This window comes from Dietzia sp. 111N12-1 (assembly GCF_001658045.1).
Taxonomy (GTDB): Bacteria; Actinomycetota; Actinomycetes; order Mycobacteriales; family Mycobacteriaceae; genus Dietzia; species Dietzia kunjamensis.
This window is the reverse complement of the sequence record NZ_LSSV01000001.1, coordinates 130,756-149,928: the sequence shown is the minus strand read 5'-3', so window position 1 is coordinate 149,928 and position 19,173 is coordinate 130,756. Positions and strand designations below refer to the sequence as shown.

17 protein-coding genes and 1 pseudogene are annotated in these 19,173 nt (G+C 70.8%); 7 read left to right on the top strand and 11 right to left on the bottom strand.

What is annotated here, in order from left to right:
• The first annotated feature begins 90 nt into the window (after nucleotides 1-90).
• Genes AYO52_RS18100 through AYO52_RS00690 form a run of 4 tightly spaced genes read left to right on the top strand, consistent with a single transcriptional unit; the run spans nucleotide 91 to nucleotide 2,912 of the window.
• On the top strand, nucleotides 91-396 hold the full coding sequence (locus AYO52_RS18100; protein ID WP_156523480.1) for a hypothetical protein: 306 nt from the start codon (nucleotides 91-93) through the stop codon (nucleotides 394-396).
• A gap of 11 nt (nucleotides 397-407) precedes the next feature.
• On the top strand, nucleotides 408-779 hold the full coding sequence (locus AYO52_RS00700) for a hypothetical protein (RefSeq protein ID WP_067711736.1): 372 nt from the start codon (nucleotides 408-410) through the stop codon (nucleotides 777-779).
• Nucleotides 760-2,253 carry a cell wall metabolism sensor histidine kinase WalK gene (locus AYO52_RS00695; RefSeq protein WP_067711731.1) on the top strand — a complete coding sequence of 498 codons (1,494 nt, stop codon included), beginning with the start codon at nucleotides 760-762 and terminating at the stop codon, nucleotides 2,251-2,253. The genes AYO52_RS00700 and AYO52_RS00695 overlap by 20 nt, the downstream gene beginning before the upstream one ends.
• Complete coding sequence (locus tag AYO52_RS00690; RefSeq protein WP_067711728.1) at nucleotides 2,250-2,912, top strand: response regulator transcription factor; 663 nt, start codon at nucleotides 2,250-2,252, stop codon at nucleotides 2,910-2,912. The genes AYO52_RS00695 and AYO52_RS00690 overlap by 4 nt, the downstream gene beginning before the upstream one ends.
• 38 nt (nucleotides 2,913-2,950) lie before the next feature.
• Here AYO52_RS00690 and AYO52_RS00685 read toward each other — a convergent pair whose 3' ends face one another.
• The 3 genes from AYO52_RS00685 to AYO52_RS00675 are packed head-to-tail and all read right to left on the bottom strand — an operon-like array spanning nucleotide 2,951 to nucleotide 4,597.
• The gene (locus AYO52_RS00685) at nucleotides 2,951-3,994 is read right to left on the bottom strand and encodes an LLM class F420-dependent oxidoreductase (RefSeq protein WP_067711725.1); all 1,044 of its coding nucleotides are present in this window, start codon (nucleotides 3,992-3,994) and stop codon (nucleotides 2,951-2,953) included.
• 10 nt (nucleotides 3,995-4,004) lie between these two features.
• Nucleotides 4,005-4,349 carry a hypothetical protein gene (locus AYO52_RS00680; RefSeq protein ID WP_067711723.1) on the bottom strand — a complete coding sequence of 115 codons (345 nt, stop codon included), beginning with the start codon at nucleotides 4,347-4,349 and terminating at the stop codon, nucleotides 4,005-4,007.
• A complete protein-coding gene (locus tag AYO52_RS00675) occupies nucleotides 4,346-4,597 on the bottom strand; it encodes a hypothetical protein (RefSeq protein WP_067711720.1) in 252 nt (83 codons plus the stop codon). The genes AYO52_RS00680 and AYO52_RS00675 overlap by 4 nt, the downstream gene beginning before the upstream one ends.
• Nucleotides 4,598-4,631: 34 nt before the next feature.
• Between AYO52_RS00675 and treS the strand changes: the two genes are divergently transcribed.
• Complete coding sequence (gene treS, locus AYO52_RS00670) at nucleotides 4,632-6,431, top strand: maltose alpha-D-glucosyltransferase (protein ID WP_067711718.1); 1,800 nt, start codon at nucleotides 4,632-4,634, stop codon at nucleotides 6,429-6,431.
• Entirely contained in the window at nucleotides 6,428-7,813 is a 1,386-nt protein-coding gene (locus AYO52_RS00665) for a hypothetical protein (protein WP_067711715.1), read from the top strand. The genes treS and AYO52_RS00665 overlap by 4 nt, the downstream gene beginning before the upstream one ends.
• Before the next feature lie 61 nt (nucleotides 7,814-7,874).
• Here AYO52_RS00665 and AYO52_RS00660 read toward each other — a convergent pair whose 3' ends face one another.
• The gene (locus AYO52_RS00660; RefSeq protein WP_067711713.1) at nucleotides 7,875-9,527 is read right to left on the bottom strand and encodes an AMP-binding protein; all 1,653 of its coding nucleotides are present in this window, start codon (nucleotides 9,525-9,527) and stop codon (nucleotides 7,875-7,877) included.
• Between the two features lie 191 nt (nucleotides 9,528-9,718).
• Here AYO52_RS00660 and AYO52_RS00655 point away from each other — a divergent pair, with 191 nt between their 5' ends.
• Nucleotides 9,719-10,801, top strand: coding sequence for an alpha/beta hydrolase (locus AYO52_RS00655; RefSeq protein ID WP_067711710.1), 1,083 nt, complete (start codon nucleotides 9,719-9,721; stop codon nucleotides 10,799-10,801).
• Between the two features lie 49 nt (nucleotides 10,802-10,850).
• Here AYO52_RS00655 and AYO52_RS00650 read toward each other — a convergent pair whose 3' ends face one another.
• From AYO52_RS00650 to AYO52_RS00625, 7 genes and pseudogenes are all read right to left on the bottom strand, one after another.
• Nucleotides 10,851-11,666 carry an oxygenase MpaB family protein gene (locus AYO52_RS00650; protein WP_067711708.1) on the bottom strand — a complete coding sequence of 272 codons (816 nt, stop codon included), beginning with the start codon at nucleotides 11,664-11,666 and terminating at the stop codon, nucleotides 10,851-10,853.
• Nucleotides 11,667-11,723: 57 nt separating this feature from the next.
• Nucleotides 11,724-12,911 (bottom strand): lipid-transfer protein, encoded by a 1,188-nt coding sequence (locus AYO52_RS00645; RefSeq protein WP_067711706.1) that lies wholly within the window; start codon nucleotides 12,909-12,911, stop codon nucleotides 11,724-11,726.
• On the bottom strand, nucleotides 12,908-13,345 hold the full coding sequence (locus AYO52_RS00640) for a MaoC family dehydratase (RefSeq protein WP_067711703.1): 438 nt from the start codon (nucleotides 13,343-13,345) through the stop codon (nucleotides 12,908-12,910). The genes AYO52_RS00645 and AYO52_RS00640 overlap by 4 nt, the downstream gene beginning before the upstream one ends.
• The gene (locus AYO52_RS00635) at nucleotides 13,342-14,430 is read right to left on the bottom strand and encodes a bifunctional MaoC family dehydratase N-terminal/OB-fold nucleic acid binding domain-containing protein (RefSeq protein ID WP_067711701.1); all 1,089 of its coding nucleotides are present in this window, start codon (nucleotides 14,428-14,430) and stop codon (nucleotides 13,342-13,344) included. Before AYO52_RS00635 ends, AYO52_RS00640 begins: the two co-directional genes overlap by 4 nt.
• Before the next feature lie 33 nt (nucleotides 14,431-14,463).
• Nucleotides 14,464-15,627: an acyl-CoA dehydrogenase family protein gene (locus AYO52_RS19225; RefSeq protein WP_371517084.1), complete on the bottom strand. Its 1,164-nt coding sequence runs from the start codon at nucleotides 15,625-15,627 to the stop codon at nucleotides 14,464-14,466.
• A 102-nt stretch (nucleotides 15,628-15,729) separates the two neighbouring features.
• A pseudogene (locus AYO52_RS19220) lies at nucleotides 15,730-16,713 on the bottom strand (acyl-CoA dehydrogenase family protein); the annotation flags it as partial.
• A 155-nt stretch (nucleotides 16,714-16,868) separates the two neighbouring features.
• Nucleotides 16,869-19,040, bottom strand: a complete 2,172-nt coding sequence (locus AYO52_RS00625; RefSeq protein ID WP_067711695.1) for an acyl-CoA dehydrogenase — start codon at nucleotides 19,038-19,040, stop codon at nucleotides 16,869-16,871.
• Nucleotides 19,041-19,173: the final 133 nt, after the last annotated feature.

Below are 19,173 nucleotides of genomic sequence, written 5' to 3'. Positions count from 1 at the left end.
GCCGACACCGGCGCCCGCCGTGGTGCGACATGAAGACTCCGTCATGGAGGTTTCATCAACCCGTCATACCGGGCACCCAGGATGGCACTCATGACAGAGAACAACAGCCTCCGCACCGTCCTCCTCGCCCTGTCCGCCTCCGCCGCCCTCATCCTGTCCGGATGCGGCGCGGGGAATGACGCCGGGAGCAATGCCCCTGCCTCCGAGACCACCACCGTGACCGCGCCTGCCCAGTCCGTCGACCTGGATGATCAGGACGATGACCGGGGCGGTGACGACGACGACGATGACGACCGCGACGACCGCAACGATGATGACGACCGCGATGACCGCGACGACGATGATGATGACGACCGGGACGACCACGGCGACGACGACGACGACCTCGACGACTGACCGGGCCCGCCATGTCTGAGTTCACGCGCAAGCTCGCCCTCATTGCCGCGGTGGTGCTCGTGCCCGCCGGACTCGCACTGGGCGCCGTGGCGATCGGTTCCGATACCGGCGCCCCGCCCGTCCGGGTCGAGGACGCGACGGTCGACATGCACGCGCCCCCCGGCCAGCAGGGGCGTACCTCGTCGTCGTCATCTCCCACGACGAACTCCTCCCCGACCCCCATCTCATCCCCCGGTGAGGCACCGGCGCCGGCGCCGGCGCGACCGGTGCCCGTGCAACCGGTTCAGCCGGTGGTGCCCTACTACGGAGACGACCGGGATGACGACTGGGACGATGGGTGGGACGACGACGGGGATGACTGGGATGACGACTGGGACGACTGAGACCGGCGCCGCCGAACGGGCGGACGCCACCTCGATCCCGGCGCGGTGGCGGATCGTCGGGTGGATCGTGCTCACCACCGCCCTGGTGCTGCTCGCACTCGGTCTGACGCTCCGGACACTGCTCATGGCCGACGTCGACCGGACCGCGAACGCGGACGTGGTCCAGGAGCTCGACGAGTTCCGCGCGTTCGTCCGGGAGGGCGTCGATCCGACGACCGCAGAGCCGTTCGACGATCCCGAACGACTGCTGCGGCTCTACCTCAGCCGCCAGATCCCTGCGGCCGACGAGGTCCACCTGGGGATGGACGAGGCCAGGGTGTTCGCCGTGGACCGCTCCGCCGGCGATCCGAGCCCCTACGACCTCGCCGCCGATGCAGAACTGCTCGAGACCATCCGGGCCTCGGCCGCCCCGTCGGGCATCGCCGACAGTCCTGTCGGCCCGGTCCGGTGGGGCAAGATGACCATCGCCGCCGGTGAGGCACCGGGCGGGGCGGACGCGGCCGCCGGCGAGTCGACGTTCGTGATCTCCGTGTTCACCGGGCCGGAACGTGCCGAGGTGGACTCCACCATGCGCGTCTTCGGCTGGGGGTCGCTCGGCGGCCTCGCGCTGACCGCACTGTTCGGCTACCTCGTGGCCGGACAGATCCTCGCGCCCGTCCGAGAGGTGCGCCTGGTGGCCGAGCGGATACAGGAGAGCGACCTCGACAGCCGGGTTCCGGTACACGGTCGCGACGACATCTCCCAGCTCGCCGAGACGTTCAACGCGATGCTCGACCGGATCGAGGGTGCCTACGACACCCAACGTCGGTTCGTCGACGACGCCGGTCACGAACTGCGGACCCCGATCACGGTGATCCGCGGTCACCTCGAGACGATGGATCCCGACGACGACCCCGCCGCCCGCGCCGAGACCCTCCGCCTCGTCGACTCCGAACTCGACCGCATGTCCCGGATCGTCTCCGACCTGCTCACCATGGCCAAGTCCGAGCGCCCCGACTTCGTCAGGCCGCGACCCGTCGACGCCGCCGAGCTGCTGCTGGACATCGAGTCCCAGGCCCAGCAGTTGGGTGACCGCCGGTGGGAACTCGTCGAGATCGCCGAGGGCGAGGCGTCCGTGGACCCGCAGCGGATCACCCAGGCCGTGCTCCAGCTCGCGTCCAACGCGGTCACCCATACCGAGGTGGGCGACCGGATCCGGATCGGGTCCCGGTGGGTCGACGGCCGCCTGGTGGTCTCCGTGGCCGACGAGGGCCCCGGGGTCGCGCCGGAGGACGCCGAACGAATCTTCCGCCGCTTCGACCGCGGCACCGCCGGGACCTCCGGTTCCGGTGGCGCCGGCCTCGGACTGGCCATCGTCACCGCTATCGCGACTGCCCACGGAGGCACCGTCACCCTCGACTCCACGCCCGGTCACGGCGCCACCTTCGCCGTCGATATCCCCGTTCCAGATCGCCCCCAGGAGGCCCAGCCGTGAACCGCATCCTCATCGCCGAGGACGACGCCCGGATCGTGTCGTTCCTCCAGAAGGGCCTGCACGCCGCCGGCTTCGTCACCTCCCATGTCGCCGATGGCCGCTCCGCCCTCGAGGCCATGCGGGCCGGCGACCACGACCTGGTGGTCCTCGACATCGGCCTCCCGCTGATGGACGGGTTCGAGGTGCTCGCCACCGCCCGCGGGTCGGGGATCACGACGCCGGTCGTCGTCCTCACCGCCCGCGACTCGGTGGACGACACCGTTCTCGGCCTGGAATCCGGGGCCAACGACTACCTGGCCAAGCCGTTCCACTTCGCCGAACTGCTCGCCCGGGTGCGTATCCGGCTGGGCGAGCGCGGTGAGTCAGCGGAGGCCACACCCGTCCTGCACCACGGCGACCTGACCCTCGACCTGCTCACCCGGATCGCCACCGTCGCCGGGCGACCCGTCGAGCTGACGAGCCGGGAGTTCGCGATGCTCAAGGTGTTCCTCAAGCACCCCGGGCAGGTGCTGTCGCGGGAGCAGATCCTGGCCCACGCCTGGGGATACGACTTCGACCCCGCCTCGAACGTCGTCGACGTGTACGTCCGCACACTGCGCCGCAAGATCGGCGCCGAGCGGCTGGTCACCGTCCGCGGGGCCGGATACAAACTGTCGTGACCGCCGCCCCGTCTGATCGCGCGGCCTGACCCGGCGGCTCAGCAGAGCTCGCGGAACTGCTCCACCAGTCGGAGGCGACCCGGGGCGTCGAGCGCCATCGGGGTGACGGTGAGGGTGGTGGCGCCGGCCTCGCGGAACGCCTCGACGCGCTCGGCCACGTACCCCGCCGGGCCGATCAGAGAGACCGAGCGGACCAGTTCGTCGGGCACGGCCGCGGCGGCCTCGTCCTTCTTGCCGTCCAGGTACAGGTCCTGGATCCGGGCGGCCTCGGCCTCGTAGCCGTAGCGGCAGGCGAGCTCGTTGTAGAAGTTCTTGCCGCGGGCGCCCATCCCGCCGATGTAGAGGGCCAGGTGCGGGCGCACGAAGTCCAGGTAGCCGGGGACCTCGTCCTCCTCGCAGATCGCCAGCGCCGGCCCCGCGTAGACCTCGAGTTCGCCCAGGGACGCATCGCGCTTCTCGCGGCCGCGGGCCAGCGCGTCGCCCCAGGCCAGGTGCGCCTTCTCGGGGTGGAAGAACAGCGGCTGCCAGCCGTTCGCGACCTCGGCCGCGAGCTCGACGTTCTTGGGCCCCAGGGCGGCGAGGATGATCGGGATGTCCTCGCGCACCGGGTGGTTGATGAGCTTGAGCGGCTTGCCCAGGCCGGTGCCCTGATCGGCGGGCAGGGGGATCTGGTACTTCTTTCCGTCGTGGACGACCTTCTCGCGGCGCCACACCTTCCGGCAGATCTCGATGATCTCGCGCGTGCGGGCGAGTGGCGCGTCGTACTTCACGCCGTGGAAACCCTCGACGACCTGCGGTCCGGAGGCGCCCAGGCCGAGGGTGAAGCGACCGTCGGAGACGTAGTCCAGGCCCGCCGCGGTCATCGCGGTGAGCGTGGGCGTGCGGGTGTAGATCTGCAGGATGCCCGAGGCCAGCTCCATGGTGGACGTCTTGGCCGCGAGGTAGCCGAGCTGGCTGACCGCGTCGAACGAGTAGGCCTCGGGGACGAACGCGATGTCCAGTCCCGCCCGCTCGAGGTCGGCGGCCTCCGCGGCCGTCTCGGCGAATCCGCCGCTGTAGTTGAGAGCCATTCCGATGCGCATGCGCGCAACGCTACCGGGGGGCCCGGTCACCCCGGATCACCACGTCGAGCTCGCTCCCGATCCGCACGAACACCCCGACCCGGCGACGCATCGGCGTATCGGTGCGTTCGTAGCCCACCAGCCGCATCCGCGCGTCGGAGGCGACCTCCAGGACGGTGTGCTCGGGCAGGTCGACGTCGGAGGTGGGGACGATGACGAGGTCGGCGGTCCCCAGCATCCGGGCCAGTCGCAGTCGGCGCGTGGGTTCGTCCCCCCGGCGACGCAGCCACCGGCGCACCGCGACCACACAGGCCGCGATCCCCGACGCGACGAGCGGGAGGAGCGCCACGAGCGTGAGCACCCAGCCGGGGCTCACCGCCGCACCGCCACACGGGTGAACCGCATCGGGTCCAGCCAGGGGCCCCGCTGCACGAGTGCCCGCGTGCCCCCCACCGGTTCCAGGCCCCTGGACCGGGCCGCCGCGTAGACGACCGACCGGGGTAGCCGTAGCTCCCAGGGGCGGATGACCACCTCGTCGTCGTCGCCGTCGAGCCGCACCGCGAGCGCACGGGCGCGCCGACCGTGCCGGCCCCGATACCACCGCGCCGGGTCGATTTTCCGCATGCAACGGATCGTACGGGGCCGTAGGCTCGCCCCCATGGCACCGAAGCCCAGCCTTCAGTCCGAGTCACACCCCGCCGATCCCCGTGCGGCCGATCCGGAGCTCACCGACGACGGGCACGTCGTCGAGCCCAGCGCGGACGACTACCGTCACGCCACCGAGCTCGAGATCAACCACGACTGGTACAAGTCCGCGGTGTTCTACGAGGTCCTGGTGCGGGCTTTCTACGATTCCGACGGCAACGGCACCGGCGACCTGCGCGGGCTCATCGAGAAGCTCGACTACCTCGAATGGCTCGGCGTGGACTGCCTGTGGCTGCCGCCGTTCTACGACTCGCCGCTGCGCGACGGCGGGTACGACATCCGCGACTTCCGCACCGTGCTGCCGGAGTTCGGCACCGTCGAGGACTTCGTGGAGCTCCTCGAGCAGGCGCACAGCCGGGGTATCCGGGTGATCACCGACCTGGTCATGAACCACACCTCCGACACCCACGCGTGGTTCCAGGAGTCCCGAGCGGACCCGACGGGCCCGTACGGCGACTTCTACGTCTGGTCGGACGATGACGCCCGGTACCCGGAGGCGCGCATCATCTTCGTCGACACCGAGTCGTCCAACTGGACCTACGACCCGGTGCGCGGACAGTTCTACTGGCACCGCTTCTTCTCCCACCAGCCCGACCTCAACTACGACAACCCCGAGGTCCAGGAGGCGATGATCGACGTCCTGCGCTTCTGGCTGGACCTGGGGATCGACGGGTTCCGCCTGGACGCCGTGCCGTACCTGTTCGAGCGCGACGGCACCAACTGCGAGAACCTGCCCGAGACCCACGAGTTCCTGCGCAAGTGCCGGGCCGTGGTCGAGGAGGAGTTCCCCGGGCGCGTGCTGCTGGCCGAGGCCAACCAGTGGCCCGAGGACGTGGTGGACTACTTCGGCGAGTCCGAGGTGGGCGACGAGTGCCACATGGCGTTCCACTTCCCGCTGATGCCGCGCATCTTCATGGCGGTGCGGCGGCAGTCCCGGTTCCCCGTCACCGAGATCCTCGCCCACACCCCGGACATTCCGTCCTCGGCCCAGTGGGCGATCTTCCTGCGCAACCACGACGAGCTCACGCTCGAGATGGTCACCGACGAGGAACGCGACTACATGTACGCCGAGTACGCCAAGGACCCGCGGATGAAGGCCAACATCGGCATCCGCCGGCGCCTGGCCCCGCTTCTCGACGGCGACACCAACCAGCTCGAGCTGTTCACCGCGCTGCTGTTGAGTCTGCCCGGGTCGCCGATGCTGTACTACGGCGACGAGATCGGCATGGGCGACAACATCTGGCTCGGCGACCGTGACGCCGTCCGCACCCCGATGCAGTGGAGCCCCGACCGCAACGCCGGCTTCTCCCGCTGCGACCCGGGCAGGCTGTACCTGCCGGCGATCATGGACCCGCAGTACGGCTACCAGGGCGTCAACGTGGAGGCGCAGATGAACTCCACCGCCAGCCTGCTGCACTGGACGCGGCGCATGATCCACGTCCGCAAGAGCCACCCGGCGTTCGGGCTGGGCGAGTTCACCGACCTCGGCGGGTCCAACCCGTCGATCCTGTCCTACCTGCGCACGCATGGGTCCGACAGCGCCGGGGCCGACGTGATCCTGTGCGTCAACAACTTGTCGCGCTTCCCGCAGGCGGTGCGCCTGGACCTGGCGGAGCACGCTGGTCGTCAGCCCGTCGAGCTCACCGGCGGGGTGCCGTTTCCGGAGGTCGACGCCGACCCGTACCAGCTCACGCTGCCCGGGTACGGCTTCTACTGGCTCGAGCTGCGCAGCCCGGAGGAGGGACCGCGATGAGTATCTCCCCGGTCGACGACGACACCCTGGCCCGACTGCTCACCGACTGGCTACCCGAGCAGCGGTGGTTCGCCGGCAAGGGGCTGGAACTCACCGGGGTGCGGATCACCCGGCGCGAGGTGTTCCTGGACGATCCCGAGGTCCTGGTCGAGCACCTGCTGGTGGATCTCGAGGTGGACGGACGGCCCCAGCGCTACCAGGTGCCGATCGCGACCGCGGCCGAGTTGCCGGGTGACCGACGGGCGTTCCCGTTGACCCCGGAGGGCGCCTCCCCCGTGATCTACGACGGACTGCGCGACCCCCGCGGCACCGAGTCCCTGCTCCGCCACCTGGCCGGGCAGGACGAGGTCGGCGGGCTGCGGTTCCGACTGGTCCCCGGCGCCACGCTTCCCGAGCCCACGTGGGGGCGGCTGCTGGAGGGTGAGCAGTCCAACTCGTCGCTGGTGTACGGTGACGACCTCATGGTCAAGGTGTTCCGGCTGGTCCAGCCGGGCGTGAACCCCGACGTGGAGCTGCACGCCGCGCTGGCCGACCGGGAGTGCCCGGCGGTGGCGGCGCTGCGGGGATGGGTGGAGTTGGACGACGACGACACCGCCGCCGGCGACACCGGGGCCGGGCCCACCACGCTCGCCATGGCCCAGGAGTTCATGGCCGGGGCGGCGGACGGGTGGGCGATGGCCACGGCGAGCGTGCGTGACCTGTTCGCCGAGGCCGACCTGCTCGCCGAGGAGGTCGGCACCGACTTCGCCGACGAGAGCTTCCGGCTGGGCGCCGCCGTCGCGCAGGTGCACGAGGACCTGGCGGCGGCGACCGGGGTGAGCACCCGGGACGGCACCGATCTGGTGGCGTCGATGCGGGCCCGCCTGGATGCCGCGGTGGCGGAGGTGCCGGAGCTGGCGGAATTCGCCGACGCGGCCCGGGCGGTCTTCGACGAGGTGGCGGGATCCGGCCCGGTGCGGGTGCACCGCATCCACGGCGACCTGCACCTCGGCCAGACGCTGCGGGTCCCGGACCGGTGGATCGTCATCGACTTCGAGGGCGAGCCGGCCGCGCCCCTCGCCGAGCGACGGGTGGCCGACGCCCCCGCCCGCGACGTGGCCGGCATCCTGCGCAGTCTCGACTACGCGGCACAGCACACCCTGGTCGGTGTGGAGGACCGGCAGCTGCGGTTCCGGGCCCGCGAGTGGCGCGACCGCAACGTCGACGCATTCTGCGCGGGGTACGCCGCGGTCAGTGACTCCGACCCGCGCGAGACCGGTGCGCTGCTACGGGCCTACACGCTCGACAAGGCGCTGTACGAGGTCGTCTACGAGATGCGGAACCGACCCGGCTGGGTCGCGGTGCCGATGGGCGCGGTGCGGCGCATCCTCACCGCGGACTGACACGCCTGTCGCCCACCCGGCCGGTCGGGCGGGTGGGCGACAGGGGCGACACCGTGAGGCGTCAGTTGCTCGAGATCCGCTCCTTGGCCCACTTGTAGTCGGCCTTGCCCGCGGGCGAGCGTCGGATCTCGGGGACGTCGACGATCACCTTGGGGACCTTGTAGTTCGCCAGGGACTCGCGCAGGAACGCCGAGAGCTCCTCCTGCTCGGCCGACATGCCCTCGCGGAACGACACCACCGCGGCGACCTTCTGTCCGTACCGCTCGTCGGGAGCACCGGCGACCAGCGCGTCGTGGACGGCCGGGTGCGCCTTGAGCGCCTGTTCGACCTCCTCCGGGAACACCTTCTCGCCACCGGTGTTGATGCAACCCGAGCCGCGGCCCAGGAAGACGATGGTCCCGTCCTCGCGGATCTGGCCCATGTCACCGAGCACCGCCACCCGCTGTCCACCGACCTCCGGGAAGGTCTTGGCGGTCTTCTCCGGATCGTTCCAGTAGCCGAGGGGGACGTGGCCGCGTCGGACGATGTACCCGACCTCGTCCGACCCGGGCGTGATCGGACGGTTCGACTCGTCGATCACCCCGAGGCGCGGGGTGGGGGCCAGGAGCATCTCACCCTGCTCGTTGAGGTTCATCTCGCCGTCGTTGCCGGTCTCGGACGCGCCGAAGTTGTCGCGGATGATGACGTTCGGGAACGCCTCGATCAGCCGGTCGCGGGAGGTCTTGGACCAGATGCCGCCGCCGGACGCGACCATGAACATGGCGCTGAAGTCCTTGGTCTCCTTGGCCGCGAGCAGGGCGTCGGTGATCGGGACCGCCATGCCGTCGCCGACGAACATCAGCAGCTGGGCCTTGTACTCGGCGGTCGCGTCGACGATCACCTCGGCGTCGAAGTCGCGGAACATGACCAGGTGGCCGCCCAGGTTGACGAAGGTCAGCAGGGTGAACAGGCCGGCGCCGTGCATGAGCGGGGCCGAGATGACGATCTTGAAACCGCCCTCGGGCGAGACGTTGTCCGCGACCTCCTGCGGGCTGTGCCGCTTGTCGCCGTACGGGTTACCGCCGGACAGGCACGCGTAGTAGTAGTCCGACATGTGCCACTGGACGCCCTTGGGGAACCCGGTGGTGCCGCCCGTGTAGACGATCCAGTGGTCGTCGCCGCGCACGGGATCGAAGTCGCGCTCCGCGGACTGTCCCGGCAGCTCGGCGTCCACGTCGACGACCGTCAGGCCGTTCTCGGCGCAGGCGTCGGCGAGGACCTGCGGGACGCCACCCACGACGAGGACCGTGCGGGCGGTCTCGAGCTTGGGCACGGCGGCGGCCATGGTCTCCGCGAACTCCGCGTCGACCAGGACGGCGACCGACTGCGAGTCGTTGAACAGGTAGACCAGCTCGGCCGGGGTGTAGCGGTAGTTGACGTTGATCCCGGCCACCCGGATCTTCATGGCCGCGACGATGGCCGCCATGTGCTCGGCGCTGTTCTTCATGTACAGCGCGATATGGCTCTGCGGCTCCGCGCCGTGGGCCTTGAGGAGATGACCCATCCGGTTGGCGAGCTCGTCGATCTGACGGTAGGTGTAGTCGACCCCGTCCATCGTGAGCAGGAGGTTGTCCGGGATCTTGTCTGCCACGGCCTCGAAGACGGCGGCCTCGTTCATCTCCGGATTGGTCCCGGCGAGGGGATCGGTGGACTGGTCGGCTGCTGCATCAGTCATCGGGCGGGTCCTTTGCACGCGGGGGGCTAACTGTGTCGTCTCTCACATTGTGACCTGAACTTGTTCTCATGTCCAGACGCGGGTCTGACCTGCGCTGATTTCAGATTGTTGGAACAGGTTCTATTCACTATAGGCGGCCGCACCGGCAGGTCGCTGCAGCGGTGGGGCCGGGGAGGGCCTACATTGCGAACATGAGCGGATCACGGTCCAGAAATCCCGGCCCGCCGTACGACGGCGGTCTCCGGCTGCCGCGTTCGACGGGGTCGGGTGACGTGCCGCAGGATGGTCGTCGCTCGTCGGCGCGGGAGGCCGACCGGCCCTCGCGGCGGAGCGGCCCGACCCTGCACGGCCCGTCCGAGCAGGGCACTCTGCGGTCCCGCGGGCTCGCGGGAGGGCTGCGGATGTTCGTCCGTCCGGCGCTGGACAGGATGCCCGCGACGGACGTCTCGCTCGGCCGCCTGCGTGCGCTGACCTCCGGCGCCGGGCGGGCGGCCGCCCTGGAGAGCACCAACGACTGGTCCGGGGACGGGCCCGTGCCCGGCCTCTGGGTGGGCCGCAAACGCTTCTTCGACTCGGACAAGGTCATCTACCACATCCACGGGGGTGGTTTCACGTTCGGATCGCCGTGGTCGCACAAGGCCCTGGCGTCGAGGATCGCCAGCGAGACCGGGGTGCCCGTGTTCCTGCCGGACTACCGCCTCGCCCCGGAGCACCCGCACCCGGCGGCCACCGAGGACACGATCGCCGGGTGGGAGTGGCTGCTGGAGATGGGCTTCCCGGCCGAGAACATCGTGGTCGCCGGAGATTCCGCAGGGGGCAATCTGGCGATGCAGCTGGTCGCCCACCTCGAGCGGACCGGGGCGGCGATGCCCGCCGGCGTCGTCCTGCTCTCCCCGTGGGTCGACCTGGACTTCACCGACATGACCGCGCGGGACCGGGCGCGCAAGGACCCGTTCCTCGCGCTGGGGCTGGCCGAACTGTGTCGTCGCCAGTACGCGCCGGGCGTGGACACGGACGATCCGGCGATCTCCCCGATCAACTACGAGCCCTCGCCCGAGTGGCCGCCGTTCCTCATCCAGTGCGGCGGCGAGGAGATCTTCAGCGGGGGCATCGAGGCGATGGCCGAGAAATTCGCCGAGCACGGGGTGCGCCACGAGTTCCAGCTGTGGCCCCACCAGTTCCACGTGTTCCAGGTCTTCCACCCCCTCGTCCCCGAGGCGAAGATCGCGGTGCGGGACATCGGGTCGTTCGTGCGCGGCTGCCTGCGGGGCTGAGCCACTCGGGCAGGCCACGCCCGAGGCCCCGTCGCGGCAGCGGCCCCGCTCAGGCGCGGGAGGCGACCACCCGCCGGGAGGCGCGCAGCAGCAGATCCTTGGGTAGTTCGCGGACCCCGAGGGGCGTCGCACGGTGCAACCGGGAGCCCGCGCTCATCAGTCTGTCGAAGCGGCGCTGGTCGGCCGGGTTCCACGGGAAGCCGTAGGCGGCCCTCAACTGATCGGGCAGGAGCCCGACGGTGACGAAGCGCATGAGTCGGAACACCGGGCGCGCCGGCATCGGGTGCTGTGAGGGGTCGAGCAGAGCCGCCCCGTAGTCACGCACACGTCGGTCGATCTCGATCCCGTCCAGGGTCCGCGCGACATAGGCGTCGTAGGCCTCGGCGTCGGCCGGCCACAGCTCGGGCGGCACCTGCAGCGAGGTCCCGTAGGTCTGGAACTGACGGTACAGCCGCTCGGCGGCCCCGTCGTCGAGCGGCCCGACCATGCGTTGCCACATGTCGCGACCGCCGTAGTACATGCAGCCGGCGACCCACAGTTGCAGTTCGGGGTCGAAGGCGGTGTACTCCACCTCCGCGCCCGGAGCCGACCGCACCGGGCGATGGGCCCGGTTGACCATGCGGATCACCGCGTCCCGCTCGTCCGGGTCGCCGAACGCCACGAGGTAGATGTACGCGGTGGTGTTGCGGAACCGGCCGATCGGGTCCCGCAGCGCCCGGCTGTGGTCGGCCACCCCGTGCCCCACCGGCTGCAGCGCGATCTCCATGAGGAAGCGTCGGGGCGCCCCCGCGAGGAATGCGACGTCGCCCACGACGTCGCGGAGGGTGGGCCCGTCGGCGGTGCGGGCGGCGGCGGTCGCGGTCATGCCACCACTCTATCGGCTATCACATATATGTGATGCGTGATTCCTCGGAGTTCGAGGTCAGACGGTGAGCACCAGTCCCGAGGTGGGCACGCCGGTCCCGGCGGTCACGACGAGCTTCTCGGCACCCGCCACCTGGTTCACCGACTCGCCGCGGAGCTGACGGACGCCCTCGGCGATGCCGTTCATCCCGTGGATGTACGCCTCGCCGAGCTGGCCGCCGTGCGTGTTGAGCGGGAGCCGGCCGCCCACCTCGAGCGCGCCGGGCTCGCGGACGAAGTCCTTGGCCTCACCGCGACCGCAGAAGCCCAGCTCCTCGAGCTGCATGAGGACGTACGGGGTGAAGTGATCGTAGAGGACGGCCATGTCCATGTCGTCGGGGCGCAGGCCGGACTGCGCCCACAGCTGGTCACCGACGATGCCCATCTCCGGCAGTCCCGCGAGCTCGGGGCGGTAGTACGAGGTCATGATGTACTGGTCCGGCCCGGACCCGGACGCCGCCGCCGCGATCGACACCGGCCGGTTCGGCAGGTCGCGCGCCCGCTCCGGGGTCGTCACGACGATCGCCTGGCCGCCGTCGGACTCCTGGCAGCAGTCCAGCAGATGAAGCGGCTCGGCGATGTAGCGCGAGTTCTGGTGGTCGTCCAACGTGATCGGCTTGCCGTGGAAGAACGCGGCGGGATTGGCCGCGGCGTGCTTGCGGTCGACCACCGCGACCCGGCCGAAGTCCTCGCTGGTCGCGCCGTACTCGTGCATGTAGCGCTGCGCCACCATGGCCACGAACCCGGCCGGGGTGGACAGGCCGTGCGGGTAGGAGAAGGCGTTGTCCGTGCCGGAGGAGTTGACCTGCTGCACCAGCGCCGAGTTGACCTGGCCGAAGCGCATCCCGGAGCGCTCGTTGAACGAGCGGTAGCAGACCACCACCTCGGCCACGCCGGTCGCCACGGCCATCGCGGCCTGCTGCACGGTCGCGCACGCCGCGCCGCCGCCGTAGTGGATGCGGGAGAAGAAGTTCAGGTGGCCGATCCCGGCGGCGCGGGCCACCGCGATCTCGGTGTTGGTGTCCATGGTGAACGACACCAGGCCGTCGACGTCCGAGGGCTGCAGCCCGGCGTCGGCGACGGCGGCCTGCACGGCCTCGGCGGCCAGCCGCAGCTCGGAGCGGCCGGAGTCCTTGGAGAAGTCGGTCGCGCCGATGCCGACGATCGCCGCACGGTTCGCGAGTGTCTCAGCTGCGAGGGTGCTCACTGCGGGTCTCCGTTCATGTAGAGGGTGGCCGTCGAGGTGACGTGCGCGCCCAGTGAGTCCGTGCCGACGATCTTCAGCGTGACCAGCCCGTCGTCGTCGACCCCGGTCACCTCGCCGGTGAGGGTGAGGGAGTCGTAGGCGTACCAGGGCACGCCCAGGCGCAGCTTGATGGACGTGATGCGCGCCCGCTGGCCCGCCCAGTCGGTGACGAACCGCTGCACCAGACCGGTGTCGGTGAGGATGTTGACGAAGATGTCCTTGGACCCCTTGGCGTGGGCCAGGTCGCGGTCGTGGTGGACGTCCTGGAAGTCCCGCGTCGCCAGCGCCGAGGCCACGATGAACGTCGGCGTGCCCTCGATGGTCAGCTCGGGGAGCCGGTCCCCCACCGCCACGGCGGGCGGGGTGGCCGGACAGACGGTACGGTTCTCGCTCACTTGACGGCCCCTTCGGTTCTTGCGGGTGACCCCGCGGATTCCTGACGGTCGACAGGGCGTGCCCCGGCCGGGCGCCAGGCGTACAGCGTCCACGGGTCGGTGCCGAACGCGGCGTCGGCGGAGGAGTCGCCGGGCATGTCGAGGAACTCCACCTCGACCTCCATGCCGATCCGGACCTCCGCCGGCTCGACGTCGCGCAGCTCGCCGAGCATGCGCACGCCCTCCTCCAGCTCCACCAGCGCGATCACGAACGGGAACCTGGTGCGGCCCGGCACGCGCGGGGCGTGATGGACCACGAAGCTGTACACGGTGCCGCGGCCCGAGGAGACCACGTAGTCGGTCTGCTCGGACCTGTCCTTCCACAGCGCCGGGACGGGCGGGTGCTGCAGCGAGCCGTCCTCGCGGGTCTGGATGCGCAGCTCGTGGGCGGCGACGCCGTCCCAGAAGAACTGCGTGTCGTGCGAGACCGAGGGGCGCAGGACCTTGCCCACCACCAGGTCGTCGGTGGCCGAGCCGGAGCTGGCCACGATCTGGTCGGCGGGCGCCGGCTCGGGCTCGGCGGGCTTCGCCGCGGGGCGGAACTTGAGGATGCGGAAGTCCATCTCCGCGACGACCTCGTCACCGACGCGCCAGTAGTTGCGGGTGGTGAAGAACCAGCCCTCCCCCAGGCCCGTGGTCTTGGGGCCGACCACGTCCACCAGGACGGACTCGATGGTCACCTCCTCGCCCGGGCGGGTGTACCGGTGGTAGGTGGAGTCGCAGTTGGTCGCGACGACCGAGGTGAAGCCCTCGGCGTCGAGGAGGTCGGTCATCCGACCCAGTGGGTCGTCGGCCTCACGGGTCTTACCGAGCCCGCGCATGGTCCACACCTGCGCCATGGCCGGCGGTGCGACCGGTCCGCCGTGTCCGGCCGCGCGTGCGGCCTCCTCGGAGGAGTAGATGGGGTTGGTGTCACCGATCGCCTCGGTCCAGTTGCGGATCATCGGCGTGTTGATCGGGTCGCGGCCCGCACGGCGGGCGCTGCCGCCGGAGGCGCGGACCTCCTCGGCGGCGGCGAGGATACGGGCGGCCTGCTCGTCACTCATGGGTACCTTCTCGGTGGATCAGGGGGATGGTCTCTAGCGGGCGGTGCGGGGCATGCCGAGGCCACCCATGCAGGTCAGTTCCCGCATGACCTCGTTGACACCGCCGCCGAAGGTGATCACCACGTTGCGCTTGTTCATCATGTCGAACCAGCGCTGCAGCGCGGCGGTGTCGGGATCGGTGGGGTCGCCGAAACGGCCGAGCAGCTCCTCGACGATCCGGCCGACGTGCTGGATCTCCTCGGTGGAGAACACCTTCGAGGCCGCGGAGTCGCCCATCGACGGGTTCTCGCCCATCGAGGAGACCTTCCAGTTGAGCAGCTCGTTGAGCCGGACGATCGCGAAGATCTCCGCGAGTCCGCGCCGCACCTCGGGCCGGTCCAGGTGGCGGACCCCGTCCGGGCCCGTGCCTCGGGCCCAGGCGGCCAGCTCGTCGTAGTACCCGCCCGGACGCCCGGACGGCGCGAGCATGACGCGCTCGTGGTTGAGCTGGGTGGTGAGCATCTTCCAGCCGCCGTCGACCTCGCCCACCACCATGTCCGCCGGGACGCGCACGTCCGAGTAGTAGGTGGCGTTGACGTGATGGGCACCGTCGCAGGTGATGATCGGGGTGAACGAGAAGCCCGGGTCGGTGGTGTCGACGATGAAGATCGTCAGGCCGCGGTGCCGCGAGTCCGGGGTCCCGGTACGGGCGGCCAACCAGATGTAGTCGGCATGGTGACCGCCGGTGGTCCACATCTTCTGGCCGTTGATGACCCAGTCGCCGGTGGCCTCGTCGCGCTTGGCGGTGGTGCGCAGGGCGGCCAGGTCGGTGCCGGCGTCGGGCTCGGAGTAGCCGATCGCGAAGTGGATCGACCCGTCGAGGATGCCGGGGAGGAACTTCGCCTTCTGCGCCTCGCTGCCGTACTTCTGCAGGGTCGGACCCACGGTCTGCAGCGTCACCGACGGCAGCGGCACGTCCGCACGCGTGGCCTCGTTGGTGAAGATCTGCTGCTCGATGTGGCCGAAGCCCTTGCCGCCGTACTCGGCGGGCCAGCCCACGCCCAGCCAGCCGTCGCGGCCCATGCGCTTGATGATCTCGGCGTAGGTGTCGCCGTGACGGGTGGTGGCGATGTCCGCCGCCTCCTCCGGCGAGATGAGCGTCGAGAAGTACTCGCGCAGTTCGGCCTGCAGTGCGCGCTGCTCGGGCGTGAGGTCGATGAACGCGCCGTCGGCGTCGGCCGGGGTGGCGTCCGCGGCGGGGGCGGCACCGCCCGTCTCGATCCTGTCGACCGGGTCCGCGGCGAGCGCGGCACCGAGCGCGTCGAGGTGCAGCTGCGCGCCGCCGACGAACCGTGCCAGGTCCTTGACCGCCGAGGCGTATCGGAACATGGGGTAGGTGACGTCCACGCCCACGCCACCGTGCAGGTGGTGCAGGATCTGGACGGCCCGCGGGCCCTCGGCCGCCAGCCAGTAGGCGCCGATCGTGGGGTCGGACTCGTAGCGGTCCCCGGACCCGGCCACCCCCTCGGAGATCCGCCAGGACACCGACTGCGCGATCACGTGGAGCGTCTGCGAGACGATGTACACGTCCGCGAGCTCCTGTTGGACCGCTTGGAACGACCCCAGCGCCTTGCCGAACTGCTGGCGCTCCTTGAGGTAGCCGGCGGTCATGTCCAGCGCGCCGCCGACGAGACCGTCCCCGTGCGCGATACAGGCGGACAGGACGAGACGTCGGAACACCTCGAGGACGGGCTCCGATCCCGAGCCGCGCAGGACGTCGTCGTCGTCGACCCCGGTGGCCTCGAACCGCATCGCGTACTCGGGCACCCCCAGGGAGCCGAGGGTGGGCGTCAGGGTGACGCCCGGGGCGTCGGGGGCGACGACGACGAGTGCGGCGCCCTCGGACGTGGACACCGGCACGAGTACCGAACGGGCCTGGGCCGCATACCGCACCGACGTGGCGGTCCCGGTGAGCTTCCCACCGTCGAGTCGCACGGTGGGCTCGAGCGGCAGTGGGCGTCCGGGCTCGGCGACGGCGGCGGTGAGGATGCGGCCGTCCTCGATGCCCTCGAGGAGCCGGGCCTGCTGGTCGGGGGTGCCCAGCGCGACGATCGGCGCCACGCCGAAGCCCAGCGTCTCCAGGACGGGGATCACCACTCCGGCGCGGCCGACCTCCTCGAGCACCACCGCGATGTCGGCGGGCGTGAGGTCGTCCCCGCCGAGGGCGGAGGGCAGGCCCAGGGAGAGCAGTCCCGATTCGGCGAACGCCGCCCACAGCCGCTCGTCGAAGCCGGCGTCGTCCACGCCCCGGCTGGGTAGCGCGGTGAGCAGTTCCTCGGCCGGGGCGGCCGTCGACAGTGCGCCGGCCACCGCCTCGGCGACGGCGGCCTGGGTCTCGGTACGGGTGAAGTCCACGGGGGTCAGTCCTTAATCCGGAGGGGGTCGGTCACGTGCTCGAACTAGTCCCTGGGCAGGCCGAGGATGCGCTCGCCGACGACGTTGAGCAGGACCTGCTCGGTGCCACCGGCGATCGACAGGCAGCGGACCATGAGGAACTTGCGTCCCTGCTCGGTGAACTCGACGCCGCCGGTGCCGGTGAGCTGCAGGCCGAACTCGGCGATGTCCTGACGGTGGCGCACACCCACGATCTTGCGGACCGAGGACTCGGCGCCCGGACCCGAGCCGGCGAGGCTGCGCAGCGCGGTGCGCAGGTCGAGGAGGTTGCCGACGACGCCGTCGGCGACGTGCTTGCCGAACTCGTCGAGCACGAGCGCGTCATCGGCCACACCGGCGGCGTTGATCAGCCCGATGATCTCCTCCGCCGCGTCGCCGAGCGACGAGCCACCGCCCATGGCCACGCGCTCGTTGGCCAGGGTGGTGCGGGCGATCTTCCAGCCGTCGTTGACCGTGCCCACCTGGAACTCGTCGGGGACGAAGAGGTCCTCGAGGTAGACCTCGTTGAACAGCGCCTCACCGGTGATCTCGCGCAGGGGTCGCGTGCGGATGCCCTCGGAGCGCATGTCCACGAGGAAGTACGTGATGCCCTTGTGCTTGGGGGCGTCCTTGTCCGTCCGGGCCAGGCACATCGCCCAGTCGGCCTCGCGGGCCAGGGAGGTCCACACCTTCTGTCCGTTGAGCTTCCAGCCGCCGTCGACCTTCTCGGCGGTGGTGCGCAGGGCGGCCAGGTCGGAGCCGGCGCCGGGCTCGGAGAACAGCTGACACCACCTGATCGCCCCGGCCATGGTGTCGCGCACGAGCAGGTCGGCGTGCTCGGGGGCCGCCTGGAGGATGGTCGGCACCGCCCAGCCACCGATGGTGATGTCGTGGCGGGTCACGCCGGCGGCCTCGAGCTCCTCGTCGATGAGGAGCTGCACGGCCGGGCTCGCGCCGAGGCCCCACGGCTCGGGCAGATGGGGCATGAACAGGCCGGTGTCGGCGAGGGCACGCTTGCGCTCGTCACCCTCGACCGCCGCGACCGTCGCCACCAACGCGCGGATGTCCTCCCGCTTGGCGTCGAGGCCCTCGATCTCCGACAGGTCGATGTCCAGGTGACGACGCTTGCCCGCCAGCGTGAGCTCGGCCAGGGATCGCCGCCAGCGGGCGGAGCCGCCGATCGCCTGGCGCAGTGCGCCCGCCCGGCGCATGTAGAAGTGGGCGTCGTGCTCGAAGGTGAAGCCGATGCCGCCGAGGATCTGGATGCAGTCCTGGGAGTTGCGCACGGCGTTGTCGAAGGCCAGGGCGCCGGCCACGGCCGCCGCGACGGGCAGCTCCGAGTCGCCGGCGAGCAGGTCCTCCGCGGCCGCCGCGGCGTCCCACGCCAGCGCACGGACCTGCTCGGTGCGGCACAGCATGTCGGCGGCGAGGTGCTTGATGGACTGGAACGAGCCGATCGTGCGCCCGAACTGCTCGCGGATCTTGGCGTAGTCCACCGCGGTGGCGAGCGTGTAGTCGGCGACGCCCGCGGCCTCGGCGGCGGCCAGGGTGACGAACAGCTGGTGGACGTGTGCGGTGGTGACGCCCTCGAGGACGCGGTCGGCCGGGATCGTCACGCCCTGCAGGCTGACGTGCCCGATCGACGCCGAGATGTCGTACGGGGTCGCCGGGGTGACGGTGAGCCCCGGCGTGCCCGCCTCGAGAAGCGCCCAGCGGGTGGCGCCGTCCACCTCGACGGGCAGCAGCAACCCGCCGCCGGAGGTGCCGCCGTAGGCGACGCCGGGATCGCCGGTGATCTCCCCCGACCCGTCCAGGGTCGCGGTGCCAATGCCCAGGCACACCCCCACGGGAAGGCCGCCCTCGGCGATCGTCTCACCCAACGCGCGGGCGACGGCTCCGCCTGCGCGCGAGACCAGGGCACCGGTCAGCGCGGTGGACAGGACCGGGCCCGGCGCCATCCTCGCGGCGGCCTCCTCGAGCATGCACGCCAGGTCGACGATCTCGGCGCCGGCGCCACCGTGTTCCTCCGCGATCGCGACGCCGAACAGTCCGAGTTCGGCGAGCTGGGGCCACAACGCCTTCCAGGCTTCCGGATCGTCTTCCTGGGCGCGTACCGTGGCCACGGGATCGGCGGACCTGGCCCAGGCCTTGATCGAGTTCTGGATCTCGGTCTGATCCGGGGTGGTGGCGATACTCACTGCTGGGCTCCTCGGGCGCTACGGGGGATCCGTACTCGTCGCGGGCCCGCTGACCCGCGCACTGCACGCCATAATAGAACGTGTTCTAGGTAACGTGTTCTAGAATGCACCAGCGGGGTCCCGAACGCACACC

What these genes read in the sequence shown, in the direction of transcription:
- AYO52_RS00660 (WP_067711713.1), bottom strand. Translation starts at nt 9,527, where the DNA reads ATGACTGATGCAGCAGCCGACCAGTCCACCGATCCCCTCGCCGGGACC.
- AYO52_RS00655 (WP_067711710.1), top strand. Translation starts at nt 9,719, where the DNA reads ATGAGCGGATCACGGTCCAGAAATCCCGGCCCGCCGTACGACGGCGGT.
- AYO52_RS00635 (WP_067711701.1), bottom strand. Translation starts at nt 14,430, where the DNA reads ATGAGTGACGAGCAGGCCGCCCGTATCCTCGCCGCCGCCGAGGAGGTC.
- AYO52_RS00700 (WP_067711736.1), top strand. Translation starts at nt 408, where the DNA reads ATGTCTGAGTTCACGCGCAAGCTCGCCCTCATTGCCGCGGTGGTGCTC.
- AYO52_RS00685 (WP_067711725.1), bottom strand. Translation starts at nt 3,994, where the DNA reads ATGCGCATCGGAATGGCTCTCAACTACAGCGGCGGATTCGCCGAGACG.
- AYO52_RS00650 (WP_067711708.1), bottom strand. Translation starts at nt 11,666, where the DNA reads ATGACCGCGACCGCCGCCGCCCGCACCGCCGACGGGCCCACCCTCCGC.
- AYO52_RS00665 (WP_067711715.1), top strand. Translation starts at nt 6,428, where the DNA reads ATGAGTATCTCCCCGGTCGACGACGACACCCTGGCCCGACTGCTCACC.
- AYO52_RS18100 (WP_156523480.1), top strand. Translation starts at nt 91, where the DNA reads ATGACAGAGAACAACAGCCTCCGCACCGTCCTCCTCGCCCTGTCCGCC.
- AYO52_RS00695 (WP_067711731.1), top strand. Translation starts at nt 760, where the DNA reads ATGACGACTGGGACGACTGAGACCGGCGCCGCCGAACGGGCGGACGCC.
- AYO52_RS00675 (WP_067711720.1), bottom strand. Translation starts at nt 4,597, where the DNA reads ATGCGGAAAATCGACCCGGCGCGGTGGTATCGGGGCCGGCACGGTCGG.
- treS (WP_067711718.1), top strand. Translation starts at nt 4,632, where the DNA reads ATGGCACCGAAGCCCAGCCTTCAGTCCGAGTCACACCCCGCCGATCCC.